Genomic DNA, 12,162 nt, shown 5'->3' with positions numbered 1-12,162 from the left:
GACGGGGCACAGGGATTGCCGCCGCGCGACGACGGGGCACAGGGATTGCCGCCACGCGATGACGGGGCGCAGGGATTGCCGCCACGCGATGACGGGGCGCAGGGATTGCCGCCACGCGACGACGGGGCGCAGGGATTGCCGCCACGCGACGACGGGGCGCAGGGATTGCCGCCGCGCGTCTGCGCCGCCGCCGACATCGGCAGCATGGTGGTCGCCGCAAGCGAAGCGCCGACGGTGAGTGCCATTGCCGGCATGGAAAGCTTGAGTGCTCGACGGGCACGCGCCTGTCGGACGATCTTCTTCGAATCCATCTGATCCATTCTCCTTTGACTAGAGTGGCCGACTATCGGGCCGGCACATCGCTACATCCTGTCGACTCAGTCAGCCTCGCCGCGTCGCGCGGCACTCGCCTCTCGGCCGAGATCGCGGCCAAGGTCGTCACCCTCGCCGGGATCGCGACCCTCGGTAATGTCCTCGGCGGAATAGACACCGTGGCTGCGTTGCTCGAGCGCCCGACCGACGAGAAAGCCACCGGCCAGCATCAACAGCATCGCGATCACCACCAGCCACGGCGACACACCCAGCCATTCGGTCACGGTGCGTGCCTCCATCGGCGTCGCGTTGACGATGGTCTGGATGAACGCGCTGTCATAGACCATGGCGAAAACCCAGACGCCCATGACCATGCCCAGCATGAATACCAGGCCGTCGATCCGACCGCTGCCGAGACCGACGACAGACGTGCCGGGACAGTATCCACCGATGGCGAATCCGGCGCCGATCAGCGCGGCCCCCAGCACGGTGCCCCAGAGATACATCTCGGCCACATAGAAGCCCTGCGAGTCGAAGGTGTTGTTCATCTGCAGCAGCAGGATGCCGATCGCGGCGACAATGATGGCAGTGAACATGACCTTGAAAACCGACCAGTCGGTCAGGCGAAACTGGGCGGTGAGCTTGCAGGGGGAGCCAAAGCCGGCCTGCTCGAGGACGAAGCCGAACAGCAGGCCGGTGGCCAGTGCGGTACCCGCGGTGCCGTAATCCATTACCAGGCCCTCCGCATCAACAGGCTGATCAGTATCCCGATCACGAAGAACACGATCAGGAAGACGAAACCCGCCACGCCCAGCATGGCAGTGTTTGAAAGACCCACGCCGCTGGTGCAGCCAGCCGCCAGACGGGAGCCGAAACCAGCCAGCAGGCCTCCCCCGAGGGCGAACAGCAGCCGCGGCGCGACGCCGATGCGGCCCGAGCCACGATCCACCTTGAAGCGGAAGCGACCCGAGGAAACCGAGGCCAGGATGGCACCGATCAGGGTGCCGACAGCGGCCACCACGATCCACGCCGCCAGCGGAAAGCCATCGGCCATGCTGGCGAGATAGGCGTTATCACGGGTAGCCTCGGGCGCCACCTGCAGACCGATTTCGGTGGCGATTCGGGCGAAGGCGCCGGACGAGCCCATGCCGTTGCCCACCAGCACGAAGGTGAGCAAGACGACCAGACCGAGCACGATGCCGGCGACGAAGGGGGGCCATAACGGCCTGACCTGGCAAGACATTCCCTGCTGGACCTCCTGGAATCAGCGTTTGCAAATCAATCCCTGCGGCCCGCCTGTCCGGCGGGCCCGTCGACATTCATTGTCGGGTGGCGGATCTCCGCCGTGGCGGGTCGCTAGAATGCTTCCGCCTCTGCCTCGAGAAACGCCAGCGACGCGTACTTGCCGATGTTCTCGTTGAATCCGCTGGTCATCGGGGCGTAGTGCTTGACCCGATCGTCCTCGAGCGCGTAGGCCTTGGCCTGATCCGGACCGGCCATGTCTTCGACTGCCTTTTCGGCGGATTCGTAGATGCCCCTGAAGAAGGTGCGGTTGTGCTCGATCAGGTCGTGGGCCGGGAAGCCGTGAGCCGGCACCCAGTAGGCGTCGGGAACCGCCTCCTCGAGCTTGTCGAAGGCCTTGAAGGTGCCCTGGAAACTGCCATCGTCCATGAAGGCGATGCGGTTGTTCATGGCGATATCGCCCACGTGGACGATCTTCTTCTCGACCAACTCGAGGCTGATGTCCGACGGCGTGTGCGCCGTGCCGTAGAAATGCACCCGAACCGTGAGATCGCCGAAATCAATCTCGTCACCGTGCTCGACGTCCTTGTTGGGCGGCGTGACCACGGTGCCCTCGATCGCGTTGCCGGTCGAACGCTCCATCAGGCTGACCCAGAAGTCACCCTGGTTGCTGCGAATGGCCGACGCGGTGCGCTCGTGGGCGTAGATCGGCACGTCGGGATTCTCCTCGACGAAGGCGTGGTTACCCAGCCAGTGATCGCCGTGATAGTGCGTGTTGAACACTGCGGCGATCGGCTTGTCGGTGAACTTGCGGATCTGGCGCAGGGCCATGCGACCGATCTGCAACGAGGCGCCGCTGTCGATGACCACGACACCCTTCTCGGTGATGGCAAAGGTGACGTTGCTCATCATTCCCTGGTTTTCCTCGGAGGGAAAGCCCCAGGGCGAGACGATGACGTAGACGTTGTCGGTGATCTCGGTGGCGGGGATGTCCGGCATCTCCGGTCCCTCGATCACCAGCTCCTCCTCGGCGAACACCCGAGAGGACCATGCCAAGGGAGCGGCCGCCACGCCGGCAGTCAGCCCGATGTTGCGCAAGAAACGACGGCGCGATACCAGGAATTGCTCTTTGAATTCCATTGCCTTCTCCTCCAGTGAGCCCGCTTTCGTCTCCGGGAATGCTACGCCAGACCGCCCGTCGACAACGGGTCCGATCCGCGGACGAGCAGGCCGCGTTTATTAGCTGTTTCTAAATAATGATCGCCATGCCCCGAAAATTCAACGTTCCGGCGATCGACTTTATTGATCCGACGTCAAGTCTGCTTCTGTCCATGAGGTCGGGCAACTACACTATGATGCCTCATCGACAGCCGGTTAATGCGATTTCATGTCCTGCGCCAACCATGACCAGTGTATCGACGACGCCCTCGCCCGCGCGGAGCAGATTTGCGCGCGCTCCGGGGCGCGCCTGACGCCGATCCGGCGCGACGTGCTGCGCGAAGTCTGGTCGAACCACGAGGCCACCAAGGCCTACGATCTGATCGAGCGCCTTTCGAAGCACGGCGGGCAGGTCAAGCCGCCCACCGTCTACCGGGCGCTGGACTTCCTGCTCGAGCAAGGCCTGATCCATCGCATCGAGAGCCTCAACGCCTTCATCGGTTGCGATCACCCGCAGGAACCCCACCAGGCCATCCTGATGATCTGCGAGCGCTGCGGCGACATCCACGAGGAAGGCAGCACGACCGTGCACGCCGCGCTGGAGGAACTCGCCAAGGAGACGGGTTTCGCCCGCCGTTCGGCTGTCATCGAGCTGCGCGGCCTCTGCCGCGCCTGCCGGAACCAGCACTGACCCCCTTCATTGAGCAAGCGATACCCCCGCATGAGCCCAGCGCCCAACGCCAAGACCATCGACGCCCTGCGCCGCGACCAGATCATCGACTGCGAACTGCTCGGCCAGCGTCTGACACTGCACTCGACCTGGGGCCTGTTCTCCCCGCGCGAGATCGACGCCGGCACCCGCCTGCTGCTCGAGCACACCCCGATCCCGCCGGAGAAAAGCATCATCGTCGATCTGGGCTGCGGTTATGGCCCCATCGGCGCGGCCATGGCCAAGTCCTGCCCGGACGGCCGCGTGATCCTGCTGGACAAGGACTTCGTCGCGGTCGACTACGCCCAGGGGAACCTCGGGCGCAACCGGCTGGCGAACGCCGAGGCGCGTCTGTCCAACGGCCTCTCGGCGGTGGATGGCGAGGGGTTCGACCGACTCTACTCGAACGTGCCGGCCAAGGTAGGCAAGGAGATGTGGCAGATCATGCTGTTCGACGCCTGGCGGGGCCTCAACCAAGGCGGCGAAGTCTGGTTCGTGTCGATCAACGGCCTGCGCGAGTACTTCAAGCGCACGATGAAGGAGCAGTTCGGCAACTACGACAAGGTCAAGCAGGGCAAGACCTACACCGTTCACCGTGCCGTGAAGGAATAACCCCCGCCCCAAGGCAGCGCACCTTGAGAGACGGCGAGAGCCATTTTCCCGGCGTGTCTCACACGACTCTCTTACGGATACGATAGATCGCGTGCTCGCCGAACCAGTTGGGCAGCGCGCGCAGCAACGGCGAGCTGCGGCGATTCTGGTCGACCACCGCCCGATCGAGGATCTCGATCCCCAGTCCCTCGCAGAGCGACTCGAAGTCGCGCAGGGTGCACAGGTGGATGTTGGGCGTGTTGTACCAGGGATTGGGCAACGCCTTGGTGGTGGGCATCATCCCCTGCACGCCCAGCTGCCAGCGGTTGCGCCAGTAACCCATGTTGGGGAAGGTGACGATGCCCTCGGAGGCGATATCGAGCATTTCCCCAAGCAGGCGCTCGGGATGGCGGATGGCCTGGATGGTCTGGCTGACGACCACGTAATCGAAGCTCTTCGCTCCGAACCACTCGCGGATGCCGTCGTCGAGGTCGGCCTGGATCACGTTCAGGTCGGCGGCCACGCCGCGGGCGACCCGCTCGTCGTCGACCTCCATGCCCACCCCGCGCACGTTGCGCTCGGCGATCAGATGGCGCAGCAGCGCGCCGTCGCCGCAGCCGAGATCCAGCACGTGGGCGCCCTCGCGAATCCAGCCGGTGACGATGTCCCAGTCGGGGCGGTTCATGCCTCGGCCTCCTCGGTCACGTGGCGGGCGATGTTGTCGAAATAGCCGCGCAGCACCTGGTGGTAGTAGGGAATCGGCATCAGGAAGGCGTCATGTCCCTGGTGCGCCTCGACCTCGGCGTAGGAGACCGACTTGCCGGTGGCGAGCAGCGCCCGGACGATCTCGCGCGAGCGCGCCGGCGAGAAGCGCCAGTCGGAGGTGAACGACACCACCAGGAAGCGTGCCGTCGCCGGGGCCAGTGCGGTGGCGAGATCGTCGTCGGCCTCGGCGGCCGGATCGAAGTAGTCCAGCGCCTTGGTCATCAGCAGGTAGGTGTTGGCATCGAAGCGATCGACGAAGCTGGTGCCCTGGTAGCGCAGGTAGGACTCGACCTGGAACTCGACGTCGAAGCCATACTGCACCTTTCCCGAACGCAGCTCGCGGCCGAACTTGGCGCGCATGGCGTCATCGGAGAGATAGGTGATGTGACCGAGCATGCGCGCGAGCATCAGGCCGCGCCGCGGGATCGCGCCGTGCTCGGCGTAACGTCCGTCGTGGAAGTCCGGGTCGGTGATGATCGCCTGGCGAGCGACCTCGTTGAAGGCGATGTTCTGCGCCGAGAGCTTCGGCGCGGCGGCAATCACCACGGCATGCGCCACCGCCTCGGGGTAGCTGATCGCCCACTGCATCACCTGCATCCCGCCCAGGCTGCCGCCGGTGACCGCTGCCCAGCGCGAGATACCGAGCCGACGCATCAGGGCGTGCTGGCTGTTGACCCAATCCCGCACGGTGAGGATGGGGAAGTCCGGGCCGTAGGGGCGACCGGTCTCCGGGTTCTCCGACAACGGCCCGGTCGACCCCTTGCAGCCACCGAGGTTGTTGACGCAGACGACGAAGAAGCGATCGGTGTCGATCGGCTTGCCCGGCCCGATGGCGGTATCCCACCAGCCCGGCTTGCGGTCCTCGGGACGGTGCCGGCCGGCGGCGTGGTGATCGCCCGACAGGGCATGGCAGATCAGCACGGCGTTGTCGGCGCGCTCGTTGAGTTCGCCGTAGGTCTCGTAGACCAGGTCGTAGGCCTCGATGCGTCGGCCACAGTCGAGCAGCAGCGGCGTGTCGATGTGCGCGGTCTGCGGCTCGACCAGACCGACCGACCCGGGTTGGTGCGTCGCGCCGTCGACCGGCGGATTCTTTGCGATGGATTCGCTCATCAACGTCCTCTTGGCCCGGTTGGCATTCAGCCCATCAGCAGGTTGCCGACCACCATCTGCAAGACCTGGATGATCAGCAGCACGGCCAATGGCGACAGGTCGATCCCCCCGATCGGCGGCAGCACGCGGCGGACCGGATCGACCACCGGGTCGGTGAGATCGGAAAGAAAGGCCACGCCCGGCGAGCGCTCGTTGCCGAGCCAGGAGGCCACGGCACGGATCAGGATCGTCCAGAAGAACAGGTTGGTGATCGTCAGGAAGGTGAAATAGAGCGTGCCGATGAACACGCCGGTGCCGGTCATGCCGACACCCTGCATGGCGGTGATCGCCCAGACCATCAGGGCCACCATCACGATGCCGAAGACCAGCGCGGCCAGATCATGGCGACCGACCGGCTTGATCACCGTGCGCAATGGATTGAGCACCGGGTCGGTGATCTTGACGATCGCCTGGGTGACCGGGTTGAAGAAGTTCGCCCGGAACAATTGCAGGAAATACCGGGCGAAGGCGACGAAGGCCACCAGCTCGAAAAGCACCCGGACCAGGAAAACGCTCGGATCACCGAAGCTACCGCTCATCTTAAATCACTCGACAGGTTGATGGTTGGCGACCGACGGGCCGCCCGACTGGAATCGACTCAATCCGCAGCGCGCTCGCCGACATCGGCGGCCAGCTCGCGGCTGCGGTCACGGGAGGCACGAATGGCACGGGCGAAGGCCTCGCGCACACCCGCCTCGTCCAGGGCGGCGATCGCCCGCTCGGTGGTCCCTCCCGGCGAGCTGACCCGGCGGCGCAGCTCGGCCGGCGAGTCGTCGGCCGCCAGCGCGAGCTTGGCGGCACCGAACACGGTCTCCAGGGTCAGCAGGCGCGCGACCTCGGGCGCCATGCCCATCTCCTCGGCCGCCGCCTGCATCGACTCCATCAGGTAGAAGACATAGGCCGGGCCGCTGCCGGAGAGCGCCGTGACCTCGTCGATCTGCGATTCGTCGTCCAGCCACTGCACCACGCCGACCGCACGCATCAACGACTCGGCATCGCTGTGCTGCTCGCGGCTGACCGCCTCGGCGGCGAACAGGCCGGTGGCGCCGCAACCGACCATCGACGGGGTGTTCGGCATGGCCCTGACGATCGCGGCATGACCATCGAGCCACCGGGCCAGGGCGGCCACCGGGATGCCCGCGGCGATCGAGACCACCAGCTGGCCGGCCGCGAGATGCGGGGCGAGATCGGCGGCGACGTCCTGCATCACCTGCGGCTTGACCGCCAGCACCACCAGTTGCGCGCCGTCGATGGCCGCGTGGTTGTCCTCGGTGACCTCGACGTCGAGTCGCTCGGCCAGACCACGACGCCGGTCGGCATCGGGATCGGCCACCACGATCGAGGGCCGTGCGTCGGCCGGGGAGTCCTTGAGCATGCCGCCGATCAAGGCCGCCGCCATGTTGCCGCCGCCGATGAAAGCGATTCGCGAGGCGTTCATTGTCTCACCTGCCTGCTGTACGTGAACGGATCAAGGAAGGTCTGCACGAATGCGATGCTACTGGCTTGACGCGTCGTTCGTGATCAAGGCGCATGGAGCGGCATGGCATTCGTGCAGACCCGCCTTGAGAAAATAACACGAATGGCAACCGGACAAGGCCGGTGGCCATCACTCGCGCGGGCCGAACAGGGCCGTGCCGACCCGCACGATGGTGGCGCCGGCGGCGATCGCCGCCTCGAAATCACCGCTCATGCCCATCGACAGGTCGGGAAGCGGTTCGGCCAGCGACCGGTTGAGCGCGGCGAGCTGCTCGAAGGCCGCCGTGTTCCCCGGCCGCGGGATGCACATCAGCCCGCGCAACTCGAGCGTCGGGTACTCGGCGCAGGCCGCCACGATGGCGGGCACGTCCACCGGCTCGGCGCCGGACTTGCTCGTCTCACCATCGACGTTCACTTGGACAAGCACCTTCAGCGGCCCCAGCGCCGGGTCGCGCTGCTCGCCCAGGCGGCGGGCGATCTTGACGCGGTCGACACTGTGGACCCAGTCGAAATGCGCGGCGATCGACCGGGTCTTGTTCGACTGGATCGGACCGATGAAATGCCATGTCAGCGGCAGATCGGCCAGATCGGGCTGCTTGTCGAGTGCCTCCTGCAGATAATTTTCCCCGAAGTCCCGCTGACCCAGTTCGGCCAGCGCGCGGATCGCCTCGACCGGCTGACGCTTGCTCACGGCGACCAGCCGCACCGCGACCGGGCCGCCCTGCCGCTCGTCACTGGCCGAGGCGATCCGCTCGACGATGCCCCGATATGCGCTTTCTCGATTTCCCATGTTGCACCTTGTGCGTGTTCGTTTTACCTTGTCTGCAGCGAAGGCCGAGGCCCGTCACCATGGGCCTCTAGGCTCTCGACAGGCACCACCAATGGACTTGAAACGGGGCCTCCCCCGCAAAGGACGATCGCATGGCCGAATCCCGAGATATCGACTCCCTACTGATGTTCACCGTCAAGAACGGTGCGTCGGACCTTCACCTGTCGGCCGGCGAGCAGCCGCGGGTGCGCATCGACGGCGACATCCGCAAGGTCAACGTGCCGGTGATGGAGCACAAGGACGTCCACTCCATGGTGTACGACATCATGAACGACCGGCAGCGCAAGGAGTACGAGGACAACCTCGAGGTCGATTTCTCCTTCGAGCTGCGCGGGCATGCCCGTTTCCGTGTCAACGCCTTCAACCAGAACCGCGGCGCGAGTGCGGTATTCCGCACCATCCCGAGCAAGGTGCTCACCCTCGAGCAGCTCGACGCGCCGAAGGTGTTCCAGGATCTGTGCGACTACCCCAACGGCATCGTGCTGGTCACCGGCCCGACCGGCTCGGGCAAGTCGACCACGCTCGCGGCGATGATCGACTACATCAACGACCATCGCAACGACCACATCCTCACCGTCGAGGACCCGATCGAATTCGTCCACGACTCGAAGAAATGCCTGGTCAACCAGCGCGAGGTGCATCGTGACACCCACAGCTTCAACTCCGCGCTGCGCTCGGCGCTGCGGGAAGATCCGGACGTGGTCCTGGTCGGCGAGCTGCGGGATCTCGAGACCATCCGCCTGGCACTGACCGCGGCGGAGACCGGCCACCTCGTGTTCGGCACGCTGCACACCAACTCGGCGGCCAAGACCATCGACCGGATCATCGACGTCTTTCCATCGGCCGAGAAGGACATGGTCCGAGCCATGCTCTCCGAATCCCTGCGCGCGGTCATCTCGCAGACGCTACTGAAGAAGATCAGCGGCGGGCGCGTCGCGGCGCACGAGATCATGCTGGGCACCCCGGCGATCCGCAACCTGATCCGCGAGAACAAGGTGGCGCAGATGTACTCGGCCATCCAGACCGGCCAGGCACAGGGGATGCAGACGCTCGACCAGAACCTCAAGCAACTGGTCAATCGCGGCGTCGTTTCCAAGGCACTGGCGCGTGGCCGGGCGAAGAACAAGAACGACTTCATGTAAGCGACACGAGCGGGGCGGCGCCATCGGCCGCGACCACGGGCCATCGCCACGCGCGATGCCGCTCCCAACCACTCGATCCGCCGTGCCCGGCCGAGGCCGGCCAGGCGGGTAACGCAAGCCGGGAACTCACGATGGACCGCCAGCAAGCAGCCAACTACGTTCAGGCCCTCCTCAAGCGGGCCGTCGAACGCAACGCCTCCGACCTGTTCGTCACCGTCGGCGCCCCGCCGTCGGCCAAGATCGACGGCAAGATCGTTCACCTGACCGACCAGAAGCTCTCGGTCGAGAACACACAGATGCTGGTCCGTTCGATCATGACGGACAAGCAGGTGGCCCATTTCGAGGAATCCCGCGAGGCGAACTTCGCCATCGCCCTGCCCGGCGTGGCGCGCTTCCGTGTCAACGCGTTCATGCAGCGCGGCTCCGAGGGCATGGTCCTGAGGATGATTCGCTCGGACATCCCCAACTTCGACGACCTCAAGCTTCCCGGCGTGCTGGGCGAGATCGCCATGACCGCCCGGGGTCTGGTGATCTTCGTCGGCGCGACCAGCTCGGGCAAGTCCACCTCGCTCGCCGCCATGCTCGACTATCGCAACGAGAACTCGCGCGGGCACATCGTGACCATCGAGGACCCGATCGAGTTCGTCCACAAGCACAAGGGCTGCCTGGTCACCCAGCGCGAGGTCGGCGTGGACACCGATTCCTTCGCCGCGGCACTCAAGAACACCCTGCGTCAGGCCCCCGACGTCATCCTGATCGGCGAGATACGCGACCGAGAGACCATGGATCACGCCATCGCGTTTGCCGAGACCGGCCACCTGTGTCTGGCCACGCTGCACGCGAACAACACCAACCAGGCACTCGACCGCATCATCAACTTCTTCCCCGAGGAGCGCCGCCAGCAGTTGCTGATGGACCTGTCGCTCAACCTGAAGTCGGTGATCTCTCAGCGCCTGCTGCGAAAGTCGGACGGCGAGGGCCGGGTGCCGGCCGTCGAGGTGCTGATCAACACGCCGCTGATCGGCGATCTGATCTTCAAGGGCGACGTCTCCGAGATCAAGGAGGTGATGAAGCGCTCCCGCGAGCTCGGCATGCAGACCTTCGACCAGGCCCTGTTCGACCTGTACGACAGCAATCAGGTCGACTACGACGAGGCCATCAGCAAGGCCGATTCGGTCAACGACCTGCGCCTGCGCATCAAGCTCGAGAGCAAGCGCGGCCTGCCCAAGAGCCGTCAGGACGACTCCGAAGACGACCTCAAGGTCGAGGCCGACTGACCCGACCGCCAAGGCAAACCCTGCCCGGCTCAAGACGCGCCCTGCGGAACGTGGTGAGTCGCCCCCCGAGTGGCACCGGATTCGTGCAGACCTTCCCTAACCGAACAGGACCCGCACCATGAGTCAACTGAGCCTCGAACCCTACCTCAAGCTGCTCGCCGACAAGGAAGGCTCCGATCTGTACTTCTCCACGGGAACCACGCCGGCGATCAAGATCCAGGGCGAGATGCGCTTTATCGGCAAGGACCGGCTGCGCAGCGGTCAGGTCGAGGAGCTGGCCCGTTCGGTGCTCAACCAGCACCAGATCGACGAGTTTCTCGAGAACCTCGAGCTGAACGTCGCCCTGTCGCGTGCGGGCATCGGCCGTTTCCGCATGAACGTCTTCATGCAGCGCGGCGAATGGTCGCTGGTCATTCGCTACATCCAGGCCGAGATCCCGCGCGCGGCCGACCTGAACCTGCCGTTGGTGGTCGAGGACCTGGTCACCGAGCGTCGCGGCCTGATCCTGGTGGTCGGCGCGACCGGCTCGGGCAAGTCCACCACGCTCGCGGCCATGATCGACCACCGCGCCGAGGCGCGCCCCGGGCACATCCTCACCGTCGAGGATCCGATGGAATTCGCCTTCCGGCACCGCAACTCGGTGGTCAACCAGCGCGAGGTGGGCGTCGATACCCGCTCCTACGCCGCCGCGCTCAAGGAGGCACTGCGCGAGGCCCCGGACGTGATCATGATTGGCGAAGTGCGCGACCGTCCGACCATGGAGCATGCACTGGCCTACGCCGACACCGGTCACCTGTGCATCAGCACCCTGCACGCGACCAACGCCAACCAGGCGCTCGATCGCATCATCCGCTTCTTCCCTTCCGAATCGCGCGACCAGTTGCTGATGGACCTGTCGCTCAACCTCAAGGCGATCATCTCGCAGCGCCTGATCATCGGCAGCAGCGGCAAGCGCCTGCCGGCTGTGGAAATCCTGGTCAATACCCCGCTGGTCTCCGACCTGATCAAGCGCGGTGAGGTCGACGCGATCAAGGAATCGATGGAGAAGAACGCCTCGGCCGGCACCATGACGTTCGACATGTCGATCCTGGAGCTGTTCAAGAAGGGCCTGATCTCGCGCGACGAGGCACTGGCGAACGCCGACAGCCGCAGCAACATGGAATGGCTGATGAGCTTTGGCAGCGGCCGGGACGAGCTCAAGGCCGCCGCGGCCGACTCCAGCGGCATCAAGAGCAACAAGTCGGACAGCGACGAACTGCCGCCACTGGACTGACCCCCGCCAACCGATCACCGGCTTGCGTTTGTACCGGCTGGCCCGGATAATCGTTCCCGACGCGCTCCGCCGCTATTCCTGTAACCTTTCCGGCTCGCCCCAACGGGTGCTCCTCGGTCGAATCGGCCCTGTCGACTGACCAAGCGCCGAGGGTTGCAGGAATGTCTGCGGGACACGCCAATCTTGCGGGTGTAGCTCAATGGTAGAGCAGAAGCTTCCCAAGCTTAAGACGAGGGTTC

The 12,162-nt window shown here is 65.3% G+C and carries 13 protein-coding genes and 1 pseudogene; 6 read left to right on the top strand and 8 right to left on the bottom strand.

Annotated features, from left to right (window positions below; genetic code table 11):
- A pseudogene (locus tag ACLFRM_RS07330) lies at window positions 1-315 on the top strand (hypothetical protein); the annotation flags it as partial.
- 62 nt (window positions 316-377) lie between these two features.
- Here the strand turns inward: ACLFRM_RS07330 and ACLFRM_RS07325 are convergent.
- The 3 genes from ACLFRM_RS07325 to ACLFRM_RS07315 form a co-directional block, all read right to left on the bottom strand.
- On the bottom strand, window positions 378-1,043 hold the full coding sequence (locus tag ACLFRM_RS07325) for a DUF6691 family protein (protein WP_410755084.1): 666 nt from the start codon (window positions 1,041-1,043) through the stop codon (window positions 378-380).
- Window positions 1,043-1,555 carry a YeeE/YedE thiosulfate transporter family protein gene (locus ACLFRM_RS07320; RefSeq protein ID WP_410755083.1) on the bottom strand — a complete coding sequence of 171 codons (513 nt, stop codon included), beginning with the start codon at window positions 1,553-1,555 and terminating at the stop codon, window positions 1,043-1,045. Before ACLFRM_RS07320 ends, ACLFRM_RS07325 begins: the two co-directional genes overlap by 1 nt.
- A 113-nt stretch (window positions 1,556-1,668) precedes the next feature.
- Window positions 1,669-2,694, bottom strand: coding sequence for an MBL fold metallo-hydrolase (locus ACLFRM_RS07315; RefSeq protein WP_410755082.1), 1,026 nt, complete (start codon window positions 2,692-2,694; stop codon window positions 1,669-1,671).
- Window positions 2,695-2,941: 247 nt separating this feature from the next.
- On the opposite strand from ACLFRM_RS07315, the gene ACLFRM_RS07310 reads away from it, so the two are divergent.
- Together ACLFRM_RS07310 and ACLFRM_RS07305 are read left to right on the top strand one after the other, a co-directional pair.
- Complete coding sequence (locus ACLFRM_RS07310) at window positions 2,942-3,403, top strand: transcriptional repressor (RefSeq protein WP_410755081.1); 462 nt, start codon at window positions 2,942-2,944, stop codon at window positions 3,401-3,403.
- Between the two features lie 30 nt (window positions 3,404-3,433).
- The gene (locus ACLFRM_RS07305; protein WP_410755080.1) at window positions 3,434-4,033 is read left to right on the top strand and encodes a class I SAM-dependent methyltransferase; all 600 of its coding nucleotides are present in this window, start codon (window positions 3,434-3,436) and stop codon (window positions 4,031-4,033) included.
- Window positions 4,034-4,091: 58 nt separating this feature from the next.
- Here ACLFRM_RS07305 and metW read toward each other — a convergent pair whose 3' ends face one another.
- The 5 genes from metW to ACLFRM_RS07280 all read right to left on the bottom strand — a co-directional run bounded on the left by metW (window position 4,092) and on the right by ACLFRM_RS07280 (window position 8,192).
- Complete coding sequence (gene metW, locus ACLFRM_RS07300; RefSeq protein ID WP_410755079.1) at window positions 4,092-4,697, bottom strand: methionine biosynthesis protein MetW; 606 nt, start codon at window positions 4,695-4,697, stop codon at window positions 4,092-4,094.
- Window positions 4,694-5,887: a homoserine O-acetyltransferase gene (locus tag ACLFRM_RS07295; RefSeq protein ID WP_410755078.1), complete on the bottom strand. Its 1,194-nt coding sequence runs from the start codon at window positions 5,885-5,887 to the stop codon at window positions 4,694-4,696. Before ACLFRM_RS07295 ends, metW begins: the two co-directional genes overlap by 4 nt.
- 26 nt (window positions 5,888-5,913) lie before the next feature.
- The gene (locus tag ACLFRM_RS07290) at window positions 5,914-6,465 is read right to left on the bottom strand and encodes a YggT family protein (protein WP_410755077.1); all 552 of its coding nucleotides are present in this window, start codon (window positions 6,463-6,465) and stop codon (window positions 5,914-5,916) included.
- A 59-nt stretch (window positions 6,466-6,524) separates the two neighbouring features.
- Window positions 6,525-7,364 carry a pyrroline-5-carboxylate reductase gene (proC, locus tag ACLFRM_RS07285; RefSeq protein ID WP_410755076.1) on the bottom strand — a complete coding sequence of 280 codons (840 nt, stop codon included), beginning with the start codon at window positions 7,362-7,364 and terminating at the stop codon, window positions 6,525-6,527.
- Between the two features lie 168 nt (window positions 7,365-7,532).
- Window positions 7,533-8,192, bottom strand: coding sequence for a YggS family pyridoxal phosphate-dependent enzyme (locus tag ACLFRM_RS07280; protein WP_410755075.1), 660 nt, complete (start codon window positions 8,190-8,192; stop codon window positions 7,533-7,535).
- Window positions 8,193-8,323: 131 nt separating this feature from the next.
- On the opposite strand from ACLFRM_RS07280, the gene ACLFRM_RS07275 reads away from it, so the two are divergent.
- From ACLFRM_RS07275 to ACLFRM_RS07265, 3 genes are all read left to right on the top strand, one after another.
- Complete coding sequence (locus ACLFRM_RS07275) at window positions 8,324-9,373, top strand: type IV pilus twitching motility protein PilT (protein ID WP_410755074.1); 1,050 nt, start codon at window positions 8,324-8,326, stop codon at window positions 9,371-9,373.
- A gap of 131 nt (window positions 9,374-9,504) precedes the next feature.
- Window positions 9,505-10,650 (top strand): PilT/PilU family type 4a pilus ATPase, encoded by a 1,146-nt coding sequence (locus ACLFRM_RS07270; RefSeq protein ID WP_410755073.1) that lies wholly within the window; start codon window positions 9,505-9,507, stop codon window positions 10,648-10,650.
- 118 nt (window positions 10,651-10,768) lie between these two features.
- On the top strand, window positions 10,769-11,923 hold the full coding sequence (locus ACLFRM_RS07265) for a PilT/PilU family type 4a pilus ATPase (protein WP_410755072.1): 1,155 nt from the start codon (window positions 10,769-10,771) through the stop codon (window positions 11,921-11,923).
- Window positions 11,924-12,162: the final 239 nt, after the last annotated feature.

The organism is Guyparkeria sp., assembly GCF_046540515.1.
Lineage (GTDB): Bacteria > Pseudomonadota > Gammaproteobacteria > Halothiobacillales > Halothiobacillaceae > Guyparkeria.
The sequence above is the reverse complement of the archived record's forward strand: the minus strand, read 5'-3'. Positions and strand labels throughout refer to the sequence as shown.